The following is a 19,414-nucleotide window of genomic DNA, read 5'->3' as shown; positions in this document are numbered from 1 at the left end:
TTAATAAATGAACAACTGTGAATTTATGTAAAATTGTTCAGTTATCGTCAAGGAAAGGAAATCAGGTTTATTCCGAAAAAGAGAACGTTCCCGCCGGGAGGCGTGAGAAATAATATGAATATAACTTATTGTATTTTATTAAATAATGCTGGTCTCTCGCGCTTTTTTAGCGATACAGGCGGGGGAAAAACTACCAGAAAAGGTACTGCTGGCTTCAGGGAGCGCCGTCAGCAGGAGAATAAAGATAAGAATTTACCCGAAAACGATACCTGGCTGTGGGCGAGGGTATCCGCCTGACATCACTGTCGCTGAACGGTGGGCAAGCTGCGCTATCAGATAAGTGGGCTGGCACGGTGCGTGCCGCGACCAGCCGCGGGCGGCGGGGCGTGACCTGCGCAAAACCGCAGGTCACGGGGGAACGCGAATTATTGCAATGCCGCCAGCTCATCTGCGGTCAGCGCAACGCTTTGCACCGTCCCTGATTCCGCCGACTGTACCGCCGCTTCTAATACTGCCATCACCGCCAGCGCCTGTAGCGGCTGGACCGGGTTCTCAATCTTGCCGGTTAACGCATCGCGCACGTTAATATAGTACTGGCGCTGGTCGCCCTGTGGGGAAGGGATTTCGCGCGGCTGCGAGCTGGCATCAAACGCCACGAGGCTATCGTCATCATGCCCCCAGCTTTCGCTGCCGGGAACCACTCCGGCCAGCAGCTGACTTTCCTGCCGATCGGCTTTCTGTTTCACCACGCTGCCTTTATCTCCGTGGACGGTAAAGCGCGATACGCCGCCGGCCACCAGCATGCTACAGTGCAAAATCACCTTATGCTGCGGGTAGTTTAAGACCACATGCGCCCAGTCATTAATCTCCGCGCCCTGACGCAGGGTGGCGATATTGCCCTGCACCGACTGCGGCAGGCCGAACAGCTGTAGCGCCTGATCGATCAGGTGCGGCCCCAAATCGAACCATAATCCGCTGCCGGGGACATTTTGTTCTCTCCAGCGCACGCGAACTTCCGGGCGGAAACGGTCAAAATGCGACTCAAAGTGCTTAACATTGCCGATAAGCCCTTGTTCGATAACCTGTTTAATGCCGAGGAAATCGCTGTCCCAGCGGCGGTTGTGGAAGACCGAAAGCAGCAGCTGCTTCTCTTCCGCCAGCGCAATCAGCTCGCGGGCTTCCTGCATATCCAGCGTAAAGGGCTTATCCACTACCACATGTTTCCCGGCATTCAGCGCCAGTTTGGCTAACGGGGCGTGCGTGGCGTTGGGGGAGGCGATCACCACCAGGTCAATATCCGGGTGTTGAACGGCCTGTTCGGGTGAGCCGATGACGGTGACATCCGGCAGATCGCGCTTCACCTTCTCTTCGTCGCCGGACGCAACGACCGCCAGCGTGAGGCCTTCCACTGACTGAATCAGCGGGGCGTGAAACGTTTTGCCGACGAACCCATAGCCGATCAGCGCAATATTAATGTTTTTACCTTCACGAGCGATGACTTTATTCATTACCCTCTCCACGTTATTGAGCGTCAGCAATGTTGACCTGCAGCGCGCTAGTATCCCCGAGCTCTTCCCAGGGCTTGTCTAAAAATAACTGATGTATGTCTGTTAATTCGGCCACCAGATGCGGCTCGCAGTGGTTCAGCTTCATATGATCGGCGACCAGCCAGTGCTCGGTGCTTGCCGCCAGCATGGCGCGTTTGATTTCGGCATCGGCCTCCTGGCTGGCGCTTAAACCGAGTTGCGCATGGATAGCGCAGGCGCCGAGGATGGCGATATCGGCGCGATAGCGCGCCAGCAATGCCAGGGTGGCGCTGCCGGCAAACAGCCGCTGCCGCACATCCCATGTTCCTCCCAGCATGATCAGCTGGATATCCGGGCGGGTGCTGAAATGCGCGGCAATATCTAAGGAAGTGGTGATGACCGTCATCGGGCCTTGAATCTGGGTAGCGACGGCCAGAACGGTACTGCCGGCATCTAAAAAGAGGGTCGAACCGGCGGGTATTTTGCTGGAGACCATGCGGCCTAAACGCTGTTTAGTCTGCGGCAGCAGGGCGTTTCTGCCCTGGCGATTCATCGCGGAAATGTCGAGCGCGATTGCGCCGCCGTGGTTCTTCTGCGCCAGTCCCTGCTTTTCAAGATCGGCCAGATCGCGACGCAGGGTGTCTGCAGAAACCTGCAGCTTTTCAACCAGTTCGCTGATGCTGACTTGCCCATTCTCACTAATAAGATCAACCAGGTACTTTTGTCTGGCGGTTTTATGCATGGTGACGAAATCCTGCAAAATGCTGCAATAACTCGCATAATACAGCATTTTGCAGGAAAAGAAATCTTCCTTGCACCCGGTTCAGGAGAGAAGCGGAGGCGCGGCGGGGCGGGGCGACACTTTTTTACGCGGCGGGTTTGCAAAACGGCAACAGCGGTCTACCCTTATCCTGCTCATAACCATGAAGGAGATAACAACATGTGTACAAATTTGCACGATAACGCTCGTCAGTACGCAGAAGAGAAAAAATGAACGGCTCCTGCTAGCCTGCCGTCCCGCCGGTATTCATTCTGGCGGTGGTTAATTCAGCGGGCTGGACATACTCTTATGAAACGCACTCATAACCCGCCGCCGGCGGGTTCTTTTTTTATTCTCCTCCTCGCCCGCTTTTCATCAGCGAATTCAGCACCCTGCTGACTTTACCCCTTGATTAACCGATGTGTCAGGCTAGACTAGCAAAAATAAGTACTGACTGACGGAGGTCTGGTGGACGCCATTAAGGGATCGGAATTGAACGTGCCGGATGCGGTTTTTGCATGGCAATTCGACGGGCAGGGCGGAGTGAAGCCGCTGACTGACAGTGACGCTATCGATAAGGATCGCCCCTGTTGGTTGCATCTGAACTATACCCACGCCGATAGCGCCGAATGGCTGGCATCCACTCCGCTGTTACCCAACAGCGTCCGCGATGCTTTAGCCGGGGAAAGTACCCGTCCCCGGGTCACCCGGGTGGGGGACGGGACGTTAATTACGCTGCGCTGCATCAACGGCAGTACCGATGAGCGCCCGGACCAGCTGGTGGCGATGCGCCTGTATATGGACGAGCGCTTAATCGTCTCCACCCGCCAGCGTCGGGTGCTGGCGCTGGATGATGTGCTCGGCGATCTGCGCGAGGGAACCGGGCCGGTGGATTGCGGCGGCTGGCTGGTGGATATTTGCGATGCGCTGACCGACCACGCCAGCGAATTTATCGAGCAGCTGCATGACCGGATTATCGACCTCGAAGATAACCTGCTGGATCAGCAGGTACCGCCGCGTGGTTTTCTGGCGCTGCTGCGCAAACAGCTGATTGTCATGCGCCGCTATATGTCGCCGCAGCGCGATGTTTACTCCCGCCTTGCCAGCGAGCGCCTGCCGTGGATGAATGACGATCACCGCCGCAGAATGCAGGATATTGCCGACCGGTTGGGGCGGGGCCTGGATGAGATTGACAGCTGTATTTCCCGGACGGCGATTATGAGCGATGAGATTGCCCAGATTATGCAAGAGGGGCTGTCGCGCCGGACCTATACGATGTCGCTGATGGCGATGGTGTTTCTGCCCAGCACCTTTTTGACCGGGCTGTTTGGCGTCAACCTGGGCGGGATCCCCGGCAATGAGTGGCATTTAGGCTTTTCTATCTTCTGTATAATGTTAGTCGTTCTCATTGGCGGTGTTACATGGTGGTTACATCGTAGTAAATGGCTGTAAATAATCGCTTTTCATCGCCGTCCATCGGGCGAAAACCCGGTAATGTTTGAGCGAAATCAATAAACCGTCCACCCATTCGGGGCAATATCTCTCTCGCAGGTGAATGCAACGTCAAGCGATGGGCGTTGCGCTCCATATTGTCTTACTTCCTTTTTTGAATTACTGCATAGCACAATTGATTCGTACGACGCCGACTTGATTAAGTCGGCTTTTTTTTGCTCTCTGGTTAGCAGCTTCTACGCTTAATGGGTGTACCCGCTCATTCCCGGGAGAACCAACATGCGCTATCAACCCCTGACATCCATCCCTGTCTCGCCAGAACCTAACGATCCCATACCGGTGCCCGATCCCCGGCCGCGCCCGCATCCACTGCCCGATCCGCCGCCGGATGATGAGCCGATTAAATTGTCGCATCGCAGGCGCAGATCTGCGAGGATACGCGCCTGCCCTTTGTGTGCCTGTTAATTCGAGAAAAAATTGTGACCGCTTTTTCAACACTGAACGTTTTACCCGCTGCCCAGCTCGCCAATCTCAATGAGCTGGGTTATCTCACGATGACCCCTGTGCAGGCCGCCGCCTTGCCCGCGATTCTGGCGGGTAAAGATGTGCGCGTGCAGGCCAAAACCGGTAGCGGTAAAACTGCGGCATTTGGTCTGGGGCTGCTTCAACACGTCGATGCTACCCTGTTCCAGACACAATCTTTGGTCTTGTGCCCGACCCGCGAACTGGCCGATCAGGTCGCGGGCGAGCTGCGTCGTCTGGCGCGCTTTTTACCAAATATTAAAATTTTGACCCTTTGCGGCGGGCAGCCTTTCGGTGCGCAGCGCGATTCGCTGCAGCATGCGCCGCATATCATCGTCGCCACGCCGGGTCGTTTGCTGGATCACCTGCAGAAGGGCACCGTGTCGCTGGATGCGCTGCAGACGCTGGTGATGGATGAAGCCGATCGGATGCTGGATATGGGCTTCAGCGAGGCTATCGATGAGGTGATCCGCTTTGCCCCGGCCGAACGTCAGACGCTGCTGTTCTCCGCCACCTGGCCGGAAGCGATCGCGGCGATCAGCGGGCGCGTGCAAAACCATCCGTTAACCATTGAGACCGATTCCGTCGACGCGTTGCCGGCAATCGAGCAGCAGTTTTTCGAAACCTCCCAGCGCGGAAAAATCCCGCTGCTGCAAACGCTGCTCAGCCAGCATCAGCCGGCCTCCTGCGTGGTGTTTTGCAACACCAAAAAAGATTGTCAGGCGGTTTGCGATTCACTGAATGCCGCAGGGCAGAGCGCGCTGTCGCTGCACGGCGATCTTGAACAACGCGATCGCGATCAGACGCTGGTGCGTTTTGCCAACGGGAGCTCTCGCGTGCTGGTCGCCACCGACGTCGCCGCGCGCGGCCTCGATATTAAATCGCTGGAGCTGGTGGTTAACTACGAGCTGGCCTGGGATCCGGAAGTTCACGTGCATCGCATCGGCCGTACCGCCCGCGCCGGCGAGAGCGGTCTGGCTATCAGCCTCTGCGCGCCGGAAGAGGCGCAGCGCGCCAACATCCTGGCCGAGATGCTGCAGCTGAAGCTGAACTGGGTGAGCGCGCCAACGAACGGCAATATCAAACCGCTTCACGCAGAGATGGCGACGCTGTGTATCGATGGCGGGAAGAAAGCAAAAATGCGCGCTGGCGATGTGCTCGGCGCGTTGACCGGAGATATGGGCTTTGACGGCGCCGACATCGGCAAGATTAACGTCCATCCTGCGCATGTCTATGTGGCCATTCGCCAGAGCGTGGCGCAGAAAGCCTATAAGCAGCTGCAGAACGGCAAGATTAAAGGCAAAAACTGCCGCGTCCGCCTGCTGAAATAAGCGATGATAACGCGTCTCAGAGGTGACTCTGAGACGCCGGTTGCTGACTTCGCTTCCCTCTCTGTTCAGGCACCGTTCATTCCGCCGTATGTGTGCTTCTTCCCGCTGCGCACGAACGCAATCGACCGGTAATGGTCGAGTGTTTTCTGACTATCTTAATGAAATTAAAGATATTTATTGCATCTTCGCGTGAAGGTGATGCCATCTTCGGCAGTGTTTCAAGACGGTTTAAAGTTACGTATAATGCTTTTTTAATCTGTAACCCAAAGCTGGCCGCCTGAATCGACGCCAGTTCTCTGAGAAGTATTTATGAATCAAGTAGATGTAAGAAAAGAAACGTTAGAGTTCAACAAACTCCAGAAGCGACTCAGGAGAAATGTGGGCAATGCGATCGCCGATTACAGCATGATCGAAGAAAACGATGTTGTGATGGCATGCATGAGCGGCGGCAAAGATTCGTTTGCGATGCTGGACATTCTGCTCGGGTTACAGAAAGTCGCGCCGGTTAAGTTCGAGGTCATTGCGGTCAATCTGGATCAGAAACAGCCGGGATTCCCTGAACATATTTTACCTGCATATCTGGATAACCTGAATATTCCATACTACATCGTGGATAAAGATACCTATTCCGTGGTTAAAGAGAAGGTTCCGGAAGGAAAAACCACCTGTGGTTTATGTTCACGTCTGCGCAGAGGGACGCTCTATTCTTTTGCTGAAAAAATTGGCGCAACAAAGATAGCCCTCGGTCACCATATGGATGATATCGTTGAAACGTTATTCTTAAATATTTTCCATGGCGCGCGTATGAAAGGGATGCCGCCGAAGTTACGTTCCGATGATGGCCGCAATGTGGTTATTCGTCCGCTTTCCTACTGCCGGGAAAAAGATCTGATCAAATATGCCGATCATAAAAACTTCCCGATCATTCCCTGTAATTTATGCGGCTCACAGGAAAATTTACAACGCCAGGCGATCAAGGCCATGTTAGGCGAGTGGGATAAGAAAGATCCCGGCCGTGTAGAAAGTGTCTTTAAATCTATGCAAAACGTCAGTCCAAGTCAGCTGGCTGATCGCGAGCTTTTTGATTTTGTTAATCTTCCTTTAGAGCGTATTGGCGAGAGAGAAGAATACGCGTTTAACGAAGCAACAATTTCATCCACCAACATTGATAAGTCATTGTATATCGACGTGACAAATCTGTAGCCCCGGTTACGGTGATACGGGCAGCATGGCGGTTATTCCCGGCGCCGCTGTCTTTTATCCGGCAGCGGGTGTGCTACGTGAATTTCGATCGGGTACACCCCTGTAACCCTTTCATTATTTATCCACGTAGCACAATATTCATCCGTAGAGGGCGGCAGGGTGCTCATCGCCGGCGCCAATGGTGCGCTATCACTGATAGGTCATGGTAAAAGTGGCGTAACTATTGGCTGCGCCCGGCGTCACCGTGCTTTGCGTCTGATAATAGCGCGCCTGTAATGGAATCGTCATCGTCGTTCCGGCAGTGCCTATCGGCAACAATGACGCTAACGCCAGCGGCGAGTTATTATAGAGCAACTGTATACCAACCCCGGAGGCCGCTCCGGGGACCGCGCTTAATTTTAATATCCCTTTCGCGCTATTCTCGGCTGTCCCATCCACCCGTAAACTGACTTTGGTGCCGGCAGTGCAACTTAAGGCAATATCAATATCTTTGGTATTCGTGCTGGCAGGCCAGCTGTCAATACCGCTAAAAGCGCTCTTCTTAATACTGCCCATGTTGACGCTGATTGCGCTGTTATTCACCGAACACCCGGTCGACCTGACAGAAAAATTTATAAACTGGAAGGTCGATTCCGGTACCTGCCAGGTGGATTGATTATTTCGCATAATAAAAGAACCGACTATTTTTCCGGTTACCACTCCGGGAGTGATGGGACCTGTTTTGTAAAATACAACCCCCGGGGTACTGGACATGTCGGTTGATGAAACCGGTCCATTGGCTTTGCACAATAGTCGGGTATCCTGATTACCGGCAAGCGTATTTGTTCCATCCACGCTAACCCCTACGGTGCCAGTACAGGCAGGCGTCAGGCTGTAGACAGAATAGCCAATACCCGGAAGATTGGTGCTGTATACCCGCCGATTACTAATCATCATCACGTATGTGCCATAGGCTTTGACGCCAAATTCCTGATAGGTCAGGCCGGGCGAGTCGTTAACGCAGTTAAAGGGGGTGATTTCCTGAAAAGCTGCGCCCAGAATTGAGCCGACAGGGGCGTCTCTGGGGATGTTCATATCCGGTATGCTCCTGATACTTGTCGGGACGGACGTGGTACAGCTGTATGCGGCCGCCATTTTTGAAAACGACAACAGTAAAAGCAGACCTAAAATAATACGCATAATTTCTCCGGTTAATGACAGGCAGCTGTCACGTTAAGCACAGAAGACGAACTGGCCGTGATCTGATAAGGCGCCGTACAGCGGCCGCCTTGCCAGCGAACCTGCAGGCTTCCCTTATCAGGTACGCCGGTGAGCCAGACCCGTTTCTGATCATCCACAATGCCTTCTGTCGTACGATTATCGTTTTGTACACTGGCTGTCGCACCAAAGGGAACGTTGGCACCTTGCAGCGTAAACATCACCTTCTGTCCGGATGCCGTTGGGAAGTCAGCCAGCGCCAGCGCGCCATTAGTGGGTACGATGGTACGGGTATCGCCAAGTAAATCGACGTTCTGTCCGAGGTCTGTAGTATCCAGCGTCAGATGGGTACGATGGTATGGCGTGACATAAGGCACCACCGCGTAGCCATGACGGTTGGTATAGAGGCCTGAATTATTGAGGACTTTTACCTCGGCTGCATCTTGCGCCTTAACCAGCGCCATTGTCTCGCCCAGCGGTTGTGTCAGGGTCAGCCCGTAGGGATGAAGAACAACGCCACCCTGGGCACCATAGGTGAACTGCTGGTTCTGTCGGGAATAGTTGTAGCCGGCCTGATATTCACCGGTTCGGCTTTTATAGTCCGCCGCCGCGGAGCCTGTGGTGTTGGCATTCTGGCTGTTATAGCCCTGCATTACGCTCCATGAAAGGTTATTGTCGGCGAGGGCAGTCCCGGAAAGGCCTGTCATCAGGGTAGTATCGCCGCGTTTATTGCTGGTGGCTGAAGCGCTAAGCCAGCTTCCCGGCAGGAACCGGCTTAACGGAATCTGCACTGACAGTGAGACGGTCTGGTCGCTACTGCTGAAATGGGAGGTCTGCGCATAGCCGTAGCTCAGGGAATAATTGATATCATTATGGCTGGTGTTAAACCCGGCGTTAACGTTGCGATCTCTATCGCCTCCCCAGTACTGCTGCTCATAAACTGAGAGGTACAGACTGCCATAATCACCTAAGCTTTGGTTGATGTTGGCCTGCGTTCTGCTGCGTTTGGTATATTTACCACGCCATGCCTCATAGGCCCGTCGCTCTTCTTTGTCCTGATGGCCCTTTGACCAGTTGCTATATCCATCGCCGTTGGCCTCGCTAAAATCATGGTAACCGGAAGTCGAGTAGCGATATCCCAGCACCGTGAAAGTGGTCCCGCTGGTGGCGATATCTTTTGAATACTGAAAACGGAAAGCCCCGCCCGTATCGTTTTCATCGGCAAACTGCGTGCGAGAAAAGGTGCCATCCAGCGAGACCGAGCCGATATCTCCCAGGCTTTTGCCCAGGCCTACAGCCGCGGCGAAGTAGCGATCGGAAATGATACTGCCGCCATAGACCGTCGCGGTCCACGGGAGACCATAAATTCCCGTACCCTGAAAAAAAGTGGGTTCCCGGCCTGTCGTATCGGACGAACGATAGTTGCCCGCTGCGACGGAATATTTGAAGCGCCCCTCGCGTTGCATGACCGGAACCGCAGAGAACGGCTGCACCGAGCGTCGCTGCGTACCGTCAGATTCGAGAATAACGATCTCCAGCTCACCGGATGAAGAAGTTGGGTATAAATCACTGATTGCAAAAGGGCCAGGGGGCACATACGACTGCCAGATAGTGCTGCCATTCTGGCGTATCGTGACCTGAGCGTTGCTGTGGGCGATCCCCCGAACGATCGGCGCAAATCCACGCAAGCTTTCTGGCAGCATATTGTCATCGGAATAGAGCTGCGCTCCGCGAAAGGCAAAACTGTCGAATATCTCCGACTGCGTCTGGCCTTCGCCGACAACAAACTGGCTTTTCAACGATTTGACGTCCCGCTGCAGATAGGTATTAATATTGTCCCACTGGTTACCCTCATCACTGTGGGTGTAGGTGCCGTAATGACGTAGACGCCATGCGCCCAGGTTTACACCGCTGCGAAGGTTCAGGTAAGCGCTATTATCCACGCCTGCAGCGCCATCTCTTCGCGTTGTCGCCCCGGAATAGCTGTAGTTCAGAAACGCCATGTTTACACCGTCATCCCACTCTTGTTCCGGGATATATCCCTGCGGATTACGGAGCACATACTGCTGCGGCACAGAAATATTGAGCCGGCTCTGGGGGAAATCAAAAGCAAAATGACTTTCAGGCAGCAGTAAGCCGGGATCGGTTATTTTTTGGTGGACATCCGCTTGCATAAATTCGGCGGTGGCATTGTGGGCAACGCCCCAAAGCAGCAGATCTTCAGGGGTGAGCTCCGGGGCCAGTTTCCCGGCCTGGCGACTAAAAGTGACTTCCCGCTCGGTAACATAGGTTCCGTTAAGGTAGATGGCTACCCGGTAAATACCGGGGGCCTGACCACCCGTATGGCTAAATTGTGAAAGGTCGATATCCCGTGACACATTACCTCGAATTTCAATAGAATCCGGGGAAAAATAATCATCGGCCATGGTCTCTGATACAGAAAGACTGAATAACGTAACTACAGCAACCAGGATATATTCCGGCTTCAGGCATTTTTCGCTATGGTTAAATTGTCTCATGGGACTATCTTTTAGTTAATTATAAAGTTATTTCTTGCTCTGACGTAATGCCGCCGAAATCATTAATTGCGCGCCAGCGTATTTTCATGCCTGCCTCAGCTCGTGGTTCCAGAGAGACCTCCTGGCCAGGCAGTATCATCGGAACACTTTTAATTTCCTTACCATTCACTTTTAAATCGTAAAATGACACGCTGAAGGGCGTTGGATTGGAAACGAAAAGTGTCCCGTTTTTTCGGCTGAAGGTGAGTTTTTGCCATGCAATTGTGGGATCGCCTTGCAAACCCGCCGGGCGGTAAATTAATTTCATTCGGGTTTTTACGGCAATCAGCAGTTCGTTAGTCGCATGGCCACTGTTGGCCGGAATACTTTTAATATTCAGCCAATAAACAGACTCTTTATCCTGCGGCAACCGATCCTGACTTAACGCGACGCGAACAGAGTTTTGTGAATGCGGATCGAGACGAAACAGCGGCGGGGTGGTGATAAAGGTGGTGTCATTATCATCGCCATCCTCTTGTTTATTCACCCAGGACTGGATCAGAAAAGGTCGGTCATCCGGATTGCTGACGCTAATAGAAGCTTGCTTACTGCTACCGTCATAAATCAGGCGGGTACCGCCGATTTCCACGCCGGCGGAGGCAATTGCCGGTAGAAAAAACAGGAGCGATATCAGCGGGTGGCGAAAAAAGCGGAACATTTGTGAATCCTTTTGGAAAAAACAGGGCCGGAATCGGCCCTGCGATATTACGAATAGGTGATAGTAAATGTGGTGGTTGCGTTGGCGCTGCCGGCGCCGACGGTGGTATCCGTGGCCATATATTTGGCGATATACACCATTTCATTGGTACCGGTAGAAGACAGGGTGACGCCCGCAGAAGCCGTGCCAACCGGGATTAGCGTTGTGCTGTTTTGCTCATAAATAGCGACCCCTACGTTGGTGGCGGACTGCCCGGCGTTGAGGCGGAGGATTGAGGAGTTGCCGGTTGCCGTTGGGCCGTCAAAGCGAACTTTGGCCGTATTCACCGCAGACGGGCAGGTCGTCAGCTCAATGGTAAAACGAGAGGATGAGGCTGTAGAGCCAGCGCCGCTAAAAGAAGTGCTTGATACGGTACCCAGCGCAACCGTCTGGTTGGTGGAGGACGTATTAACGGTACAGGCAGTGTCGGTAATACTCCCAGTGAAATTAATCGTACCGTCGGCAGCATTTGCGTATTGCGCTGAAAATAATGCCGCGGCAGTGGCGATTAATGTAAATCTGTTCATGATATTTCCTCTGAGTGATTGCTTGGTTTATTTTTATAAACCGGTATAAAAGGCGAGCGCAATGAACACATGCTAATTAACGAGTGTTATACGCGTTGCTAATCTAGTGTATTTTAAAAACGTAAATATACGGGGTGTGATGTGATGAGACGGCAGTCTGCGTCGTCATCAATCATGCGGCCTATTATGCGTGATTTATTTTGAGAGTATATAAGGAATACCTTAAAAGAGGTAAGGTGCTGGTTATCAGGCAGGTCAACAGACGAGGATAGTAAAATAAGGCTTTCCTTATATATTGTTGTGGGCAGGGTTCTTATTATAGGCAGATGTTAAAAAGCAAATATGATGTTCTGTTTTATTCTTCACGGCAGGCTCCTCGTCTGCCAAAGGCATTACTGTGTTCATTTGCAATGGCGTTTTTAAGTTGTATCGCCGTTGCTTCTTTTTTTTACATTTACTACTCAGTGAATAACACGATTTCGGACTATCGTCGGCAAATGAACGCTGCGGCCTACAACGCACAATACTTCTTCGATGAGCGGGAGGCGATGTTGCAATCAATGGCGGCAGCCATTGTGCATTTACCCGGGCGTTTCTCCTCGGGCCAGGTCTCCGAAGCGGTTCCGTTCCCGGAAATCACGGTATACCCGCTCAGGGACAGCGATAATCAACAGCGCCATGGCGTCATCATGAGCCGTCGGGATATTGCCGGGTTTGACCGTAGCAAGACGCAATTGATCTATACCTCTGCCCGGACCGGGAGAACGACCACCGTCCTGCCGGCACCGAACCCTAAACCCGGACTCTCTTCGGAAAGTGAACGGCAAATTATGACGTTTCTCTCCAGTCAGGTATGGCAGATGGGGGAGGATGGCAGCCTGCCGATCGCATGGTTTAATCCGCCAGGGGATGAAGAAGACCGACTTTACCTCTACACCCCTGTAGATGTGGACGATCCGCAATCCGGCTGGTTAGGGCTGACCTTTTGCGAACTGGCGTCCAGTATCGACCTCTCCACGCTGAGCGGGGGGAAATATGATCTCATCGATCCGCAGGGATTGCTGGCGTTGCATGGCAACTCTATGCACGGGCAAAAGAGTTACTGGGTAGGGCGCTTTCTTGTGGACACGTTTGGCGTCACCGGCGGACGGCTGTTCCCCGAGTTCCTGGTATTACGTAAATCGGTGGGGCATGGCGGCTGGAGCCTCGCCTATTCGGTCCCGGTTTCGCAACTGGTAAAAAAGAATCTGCCGGTGTTGCATGCGGTAGTGCTGGTGGCCACTGCATTGATCATGTTTGTCATCCTCAGTCTCTGGTACTTGTCTCGTCGGGTATTGCAGCCGGCGCTTAGCCAGTTTTCCGCGCTGATGGATAGTGCGGCCCTGAACCGTAAACTGGTTGAGACGGCGCCAATAGGATTAGCTTTAGTGCGCGGTCGGGACGCCGAGCTGTTGTTCTCCAATGAGCTGGCGTATTCCTGGGTCCAGAGCGATCGGCAATGGTTTACGCGCATTTCAGCCGTTGATGATGCCACCGGCGCCCGCGAGCTCACGCTTTATGACGGGCGGACCATTCAGCTGAGTTGTACCGCCACTTCGTGGGGCGGCGAGGCGGCCATTCTGTGCGTGCTTAGCGATGTTTCCGGCTTGAAAGCGGTGGAGCGCTCGTTGGTTGAGGCTAAAAGTATGGCCGAATCGGCGAATCAGGCGAAGACTTTGTTTCTTACCACCATGAGTCACGAAATACGTACGCCACTGTATGGCATTCTCGGGACGCTTGAGCTATTTGCCCTCAGCGGATTGAGCGGACAGCAGCGCGAGTATATGAGGACGCTGTTGCACTCATCTTCCAGTCTGCTCCGCATCGTGAACGACAGTCTGGATCTCTCCAGCATTGAGGCCGGCCAGCTCACGCTGGAGCGCGCGCCGTTTTCACCGATGGAGCTTGCCGAGCTGGTAGTGGAGACCTATGCGGCGAAAGCGGAAAATAAAGGACTGCATATTTACACGCTTTCTGATGTCAACGTCCCGCCATTAGTCCAGGGGGATGCTACCCGGGTACGTCAGGTACTGGATAATTTGATCAACAATGCGGTCAAATTCACCCTTTCCGGGCACGTGGTATTGAGGCTGGAGGCGGGCCAGCAGTATGGCGATACCGTTAGCCTGATCTTCCAGGTGGTCGATACCGGGGTCGGTATTACATCCGAGCATTTACCCCGGCTTTTCGAACCCTACTTTCGTTCCGCAAATAAGCTGACCGGACAGGATTCTGGCTCCGGATTGGGACTGTCTATCTGCTCACGGCTGGCTCAGCTGATGGAGGGGCGGCTGTGGGCTATCAGTGAGCACAACCTCGGCACCCGCTTCACCTTTGAGGTTACTTTGCCGTTGGCGGAGGACAGTAATATGCCGCCAGTGCCGCAGCTGTTGCCAGAGCCGGTTTATGTCGATGGCGCGGTACCCGAGATCGTCAACAATCTGTGTGACTGGCTGCGCCACTGGGGAGCCCAGGCGCTCCCTTTTCGCAATGTCACGCTCAGCAACGACTCGCGAGGAATACTGGTTCAAACCTGGCCGCCATCAATCCATACGACCCACTGGTACGGGAAACGGATCATCGCGCTACCGCCTACCTTAGGGCATGAACAAACCACTGAGAGCGATACTACCGTCATTACCGGCGCCTATAGCGTCACGGGGATCGGACGTGTTGTGCAGTCTATGCAGCTGGATGCCGCTCCGCTTCCGGCGGCCGCCTCTGATTTTATTGGCGAAACGTTTGGTTTGCGCTTACTGGTGGTGGATGACAGTCCGATAAGCCACATTATTTTACGTGAGCAGTTGGAGCTGCTGGGCTGCGATGTCGTCCTGGCAACGAACGGGCGCGATGCGCTGAACCTCTCGGACATTTTGACCTTTGACGCGGTGCTGACGGATTTGCATATGCCCGATCTGGACGGCTATGAAGTGGCGAGAAAGCTCCGTGAACAAGGATATGAGGGGCAGATCGTTGGCCTGACGGGGAATGCCTATCAGCAAGAGAAGACAACAGGGCATCGGGCGGGAATGAACGCGCTGCTACGTAAACCGCTGTCGTTATCACAGTTACGTGCGATGTTGCGCACGATAATAATAAGCAGGAACTGAGGTTATGTTGTCAAAACGCCACGTACTGGTTGTGGATGAGCATCCCCAGAGTGTTTCCCATATGCAGGCCATGCTGAAGGGCACCGGGCTTTTTGAGGTGCAGGTTGCCCGCACCGCAGCCGAGGCGCTATCTCTGCTGGAGAGTCGCCATTTCCAGCTGGTAATTATTGATATGAATATGCCCGATATGGATAGTCTGCGGTTTATCAGCGAACTGTGCCAACGGCGGGTGAATACCATGCTGGTATTGGTTAGCGCTTGCTCACAAAGTTTGATGAACAGCGTCAGCCTGGTTGCTCAAAAAAGTGGGCTGACAGTGATGGGGGCGTTTCAGAAACCGTTTAGCGAGGATGCGTTGCGCCAGTTGCTGCAGCGCATGCAGCAGGGGGCGGAGACAACGCCCCAAAGTCATGATCGCGCGCCTTGCACCTTTGAACGACGCGCGATAGAAAACGCCCTGCAATCGCGGGGTATACAAGCGTGGTTCCAACCCAAAATAGCCTTAGGCAGCGGTCGGATTATCGGCGCCGAAGCCCTTGCCCGCTGGGACCACCCGGAGTATGGATTTATGCTGGCCGGTTCGTTCCTGGATGCCATTCATCATTACGGGCTGCAAAAGCCGCTGTTACTGCGGATATTAGAGGATGCTATGGAGGCCCACCTGTTGTGGCAACGATGCGGATATCAGATTCCGGTGTCGGTTAATCTCCCCGTTTCGCTGCTGGACGACCCACAGCTCCCTGATGAATTGTTTCGTCAGGTCACCGCCCGAGGCGTAGACACGGCGAATGTGAGTTTTGAACTGCTTGAGGATGAAGCAATTTCTCATGTGGTGAATTATCATACAGGTAGTAGTCGATTACGCCTGAAGCGGTTTGGCTTAGCTCAGGATGATTTCGGGCGCGGGTACAGTTCGATGTATCGCCTGATTTCTACTCCGTTTACCGAACTGAAGGTGGATCGGTCCTTTGTTCATGGCGTCGCCGATGATGATATCCGTAAAACGGCGCTGAACGCGGTGGTACAGCTGGGCAGGCAGCTGGGGCTGACCGTAACGGCCGAAGGCGTGGAGACGATGCGTGATTTACAGTTTCTTCGCCATATCGGCTGCGATTACGCGCAGGGTTTTTTAATCTCAGCAGCGATCGGCGCAGAGAGGTTTGGGATGCTTTTAGCCTCCGAGGTTAGCGACAGGTTTGTGCTGGCTTCACCCACCCGATAGGTGATCACGTCTATGCCGCATACGCCGTTCAGTAAAATTACCGACAGTTCGCGCAGGCAACATTGGGTATTTTTTGCTTTAATACCGGTCGCCATACTGCTTGCAGTCGGTATGTACTGGGGTACGCAGCGGGCAATAGAGCAGGAACAACGGCGGTTTACGCTGGATTTTTCGACGCTGGTGGGCTACGTCAACGAACAGGAGTCCTTTCTGCGCCAGCTACATGGGCAGAATGAACAGCTGGCCGTATTACCTTTACTCCGGGTCGCCAGTTTTCACGAGGTGAATGTTCCCCCCGACTGGGGAAGCCGGCTGTTTGAAGGGCGCGAGTCCGTGGTGGATATGCCATTTTCATTGGCCTGTAAAGCCCGGGCCGATTGTCCTAACGTTCCGGGCAAGCTCTTCGCTCTGGGGAGCTATCTGGCTGATTTTTACTCCTCGTTCTGGGCCTCTTCCTATTTTCCCGCGGCCGCCGTTTTTTTTGTCAACGAGAATGATGGCATCAGCATCGGCGTGCCCGCGGTTAACGTCAATGCCGGTTACGAACCCATTAGTATTCAGACCTATCGGGCCACCACCGACGCGGTACGCCAGCAGTTGCAAAACCATCCCCATAATGGTTGCCAGATCTCCGAAAATCGAGGTGATATTACCTGGTTCCGGACCCAGGCGCTCCCCGACCGTTTGATCGGTCTGATTCCGGCCGGCTTTCCGCCCGGTATCTGGGGCGGCACGCCGCGCCGGCCCACCTGCATCTACGCGGCGACGTTACTGAATCGTTCGCGCATTGGCGTAATGGAGCGCAATGTTGACCCGGCGCCGAATCATCTGTTCTGGCTGCAGTATCGGGATAATACCTGGATGGCGCATCGGGACCATGGCGTACTGATCGGCGAGGGTGAGCTGCCGGCGCTGCGACACCCCGGTTTGCACTACACCCTTAACGGGCTGGTACTGAAGGTCAGCGATAAAACGGGACACTGGACCGGGGTCTATCGGATGAACTACTCCAGCTTCTTCAGGGATAACCTCTGGCTGCCGTCCAGTACGGTATTGCTGCTATTGATCAGTATCGTGAGCTGCGTTTTCTATATGCGCTGGTATAACCGTCGGGTGATCCTGCCCGCGCAGGAAGCGCAGCGAGAAATACTTGAAAGCGATGCCTTCAACCGGACGCTGATTCAGACCGCGCCCGTGGCGCTCTGTCTTATCGATCGTGATGATGGCCGACTTGTCTTTGCCAACGAGCTGGCGCTGGACTGGTTGGGGGCGAGTCTGGGACAGCCGTTACCCCACTCGGATGCGATGGATTTACTTCTTAGCCAGGTGCTGCACGTTGTGCAGGCGGGAACGATTGCGCAACTGGCGGTCTCCGGGGAGCGGACGCTGTACGTTGCTTATGCCCCTACACGCTATATGCAGCAGGATGTGATTCTGTGCGCCTTTGCTGACGTCAGCTCGCATGCGGAAATGGAACGCCATCTGATGCGCGCCAGAAAAGCGGCGGATGAAGCTAATGAGGCAAAATCCACCTTTCTGGCAACGATGAGTCATGAGATTCGAACGCCGTTGTACGGTGCGCTTGGTACTCTGGAACTGCTCTCGCTGACCGAGCTGAACAGCCAGCAGCGCCAGTATGTCAGCCGGATTGAAGACGCCTCGCAAATGCTGTTGCAGATTATCAGCGATATTCTGGATATCAGTAAGATAGAAGCGGGTCAGCTGCAGCTGGAAGAAACCAGCTTTAACCCACGGGAGCTGGTGCAGAGCTGCACCGGCACTTATGCGGGGATGGCTCACCGTAAAGGGTTACTGCTGTTCTCATCCGTTACGACAGACGTGCCGCCGTGGGTGAAGGGCGACCCGACAAGGCTGCGGCAGATCCTTAATAATCTCATCAGCAACGCTATCAAGTTTACCGAGTCGGGATATGTCATTGTACGCATGAGCGCATCCGGCAGATCCTCCACCGCCGTCCGCTTATTACTCGAAGTGTGCGACAGTGGGGTAGGCATCAGCAAACCTCGCCAGGAGAAACTCTTTACCCCGTTCTACCTGGCCGATGCCGAACGCAATATTTCCGGGGGGGCGGGGCTTGGGCTCTCTATCTGCGCGCGCCTGGCCGAGTTAATGAACACCGCTATTCAGCTCAGAAGCGAAGCCATGATGGGCAGTAAGTTTTTTTTCGAGCTGGAGTCTGACCTGGCCGATGACGCTTTACCCACCGACCCGCAGCTCAGCGGAACGATCATCGGGGTACGGACTCCTCACCCGGAGCTAACGGCAAATATCTGCGACTGGCTGCGGCTCTGGGGAGCCCAGGCGGGTAGCGTCGATGACATGCTTACATCGGCCGGGACCGCATCGATACTCCTGGAGATCATGCGGCAGCCGCAGGATCGACCCGCCGACTGGCCGGGGCAGTATCTGGGGCTTTCTTTATCAGGGGAGACCGGGATACCGGGTATCGATGCCAACAGCGTTACCAGTATCGGCTTTGGCATCGAACGCCTGATACATGCTCAACCCTATTACGGGCCTTCGGAAGTGGCATTGCCTTCTTTTCATCTGCGCATACTGGTGGCGGAAGACCATCCGCTTAATCAGGTGACCCTACGGGAACAGCTGGAACGTCTGGGCTGTGAGGTGACGCTAGCGGATGACGGCGAAGAGGCGCTGGCACTATGGGATATGAGTCCGTATGACATGGTGTTGACCGATGTGAATATGCCATATCTCAACGGTTATGAGCTTGCCCGCAAGCTGAGAGCAGAAGGCGTCAGCGTACCGATAGTGGGGGTGACCGCAAACGCGATGCGGGATGAAGAGCAGCGCTGTGTAGCGGCGGGCATGAATGGCTGGTTGGTAAAGCCCATTGACCTGCGCGAGCTGGTCGCTCTGCTGCGTACGTATACGCCCGTGGGTCGGATAACCGAACGCGGGGAGAATAATTGTCTGGCACGGCTGGAACCTGACGTACTTGATAAGCATCGCCACCTCTTTTTGCAAAGTATGTGGGATGATTGGCACCAGCTAGATGCGGGAATAACGCAGCGCGATGCGGAAACGGTCGCGATGATTCTGCACCGTATGCGCAGCGCACTGGTGCTGGCGCAACAGCGGGAGCTGGCGTCACGGATGGAGCGGCTTGAACAACAGATTCAGGCATCCGGGATGGATGGGGACTGTATCGCTGACGTGCTGGCGATGGCGAAGGAAATATACCGGTTGATTGTTCGGATAGAAACAGACTCAATTGCATGAGAAAAC

Annotated in this window: 13 protein-coding genes and 1 pseudogene; 8 read left to right on the top strand and 6 right to left on the bottom strand. The window is 54.1% G+C overall.

Features of this window, described 5'->3' with window-relative positions:
- Positions 1 to 114 precede the first annotated feature (114 nt).
- Complete coding sequence (locus tag AC007G_RS12530; protein ID WP_163922567.1) at positions 115 to 297, top strand: hypothetical protein; 183 nt, start codon at positions 115 to 117, stop codon at positions 295 to 297.
- A 128-nt stretch (positions 298 to 425) separates the two neighbouring features.
- On the opposite strand, the gene AC007G_RS12525 is transcribed toward AC007G_RS12530, so the two are convergent.
- Together AC007G_RS12525 and AC007G_RS12520 are read right to left on the bottom strand one after the other, a co-directional pair.
- Complete coding sequence (locus tag AC007G_RS12525) at positions 426 to 1,508, bottom strand: oxidoreductase (protein WP_479466604.1); 1,083 nt, start codon at positions 1,506 to 1,508, stop codon at positions 426 to 428.
- 13 nt (positions 1,509 to 1,521) lie between these two features.
- Positions 1,522 to 2,268 carry a DeoR/GlpR family DNA-binding transcription regulator gene (locus tag AC007G_RS12520; RefSeq protein ID WP_180888536.1) on the bottom strand — a complete coding sequence of 249 codons (747 nt, stop codon included), beginning with the start codon at positions 2,266 to 2,268 and terminating at the stop codon, positions 1,522 to 1,524.
- Between the two features lie 486 nt (positions 2,269 to 2,754).
- Between AC007G_RS12520 and zntB the strand changes: the two genes are divergently transcribed.
- The 4 genes and pseudogenes from zntB to ttcA form a co-directional block, all read left to right on the top strand.
- Complete coding sequence (zntB, locus tag AC007G_RS12515; RefSeq protein WP_032688003.1) at positions 2,755 to 3,738, top strand: zinc transporter ZntB; 984 nt, start codon at positions 2,755 to 2,757, stop codon at positions 3,736 to 3,738.
- A 279-nt stretch (positions 3,739 to 4,017) separates the two neighbouring features.
- Complete coding sequence (gene ynaL / locus AC007G_RS12510) at positions 4,018 to 4,203, top strand: proline-rich small protein YnaL (RefSeq protein ID WP_071824622.1); 186 nt, start codon at positions 4,018 to 4,020, stop codon at positions 4,201 to 4,203.
- A gap of 14 nt (positions 4,204 to 4,217) precedes the next feature.
- The gene (gene dbpA, locus AC007G_RS12505) at positions 4,218 to 5,591 is read left to right on the top strand and encodes an ATP-dependent RNA helicase DbpA (RefSeq protein WP_004861223.1); all 1,374 of its coding nucleotides are present in this window, start codon (positions 4,218 to 4,220) and stop codon (positions 5,589 to 5,591) included.
- 309 nt (positions 5,592 to 5,900) lie between these two features.
- Positions 5,901 to 6,743, top strand: a pseudogene (gene ttcA, locus AC007G_RS12500) (tRNA 2-thiocytidine(32) synthetase TtcA); the annotation flags it as partial.
- A 240-nt stretch (positions 6,744 to 6,983) separates the two neighbouring features.
- On the opposite strand, the gene AC007G_RS12495 reads toward ttcA, so the two are convergent.
- Genes AC007G_RS12495 through AC007G_RS12480 form a run of 4 tightly spaced genes read right to left on the bottom strand, consistent with a single transcriptional unit; the run spans position 6,984 to position 11,773 of the window.
- A complete protein-coding gene (locus AC007G_RS12495; RefSeq protein WP_099973561.1) occupies positions 6,984 to 7,973 on the bottom strand; it encodes a fimbrial protein in 990 nt (329 codons plus the stop codon).
- Positions 7,974 to 7,984: 11 nt separating this feature from the next.
- Positions 7,985 to 10,510: a fimbria/pilus outer membrane usher protein gene (locus AC007G_RS12490; protein ID WP_142630989.1), complete on the bottom strand. Its 2,526-nt coding sequence runs from the start codon at positions 10,508 to 10,510 to the stop codon at positions 7,985 to 7,987.
- A 19-nt stretch (positions 10,511 to 10,529) separates the two neighbouring features.
- Entirely contained in the window at positions 10,530 to 11,207 is a 678-nt protein-coding gene (locus AC007G_RS12485) for a fimbrial biogenesis chaperone (protein ID WP_032687999.1), read from the bottom strand.
- Positions 11,208 to 11,254: 47 nt separating this feature from the next.
- Positions 11,255 to 11,773: a fimbrial protein gene (locus AC007G_RS12480; RefSeq protein WP_032687998.1), complete on the bottom strand. Its 519-nt coding sequence runs from the start codon at positions 11,771 to 11,773 to the stop codon at positions 11,255 to 11,257.
- Between the two features lie 464 nt (positions 11,774 to 12,237).
- Here AC007G_RS12480 and AC007G_RS12475 point away from each other — a divergent pair, with 464 nt between their 5' ends.
- The 3 genes from AC007G_RS12475 (at position 12,238) to AC007G_RS12465 (ending at position 19,408) form a co-directional block, all read left to right on the top strand.
- Entirely contained in the window at positions 12,238 to 14,922 is a 2,685-nt protein-coding gene (locus AC007G_RS12475; protein ID WP_158491141.1) for an ATP-binding protein, read from the top strand.
- A gap of 4 nt (positions 14,923 to 14,926) precedes the next feature.
- Positions 14,927 to 16,144 (top strand): EAL domain-containing response regulator, encoded by a 1,218-nt coding sequence (locus AC007G_RS12470; RefSeq protein WP_142630990.1) that lies wholly within the window; start codon positions 14,927 to 14,929, stop codon positions 16,142 to 16,144.
- Positions 16,145 to 16,255: 111 nt separating this feature from the next.
- Complete coding sequence (locus AC007G_RS12465) at positions 16,256 to 19,408, top strand: response regulator (RefSeq protein ID WP_219637342.1); 3,153 nt, start codon at positions 16,256 to 16,258, stop codon at positions 19,406 to 19,408.
- Positions 19,409 to 19,414: the final 6 nt, after the last annotated feature.

The organism is Klebsiella sp. CSG-1, from assembly GCF_056521145.1.
This window is presented reverse-complemented; position numbering and strand designations above follow the sequence as displayed.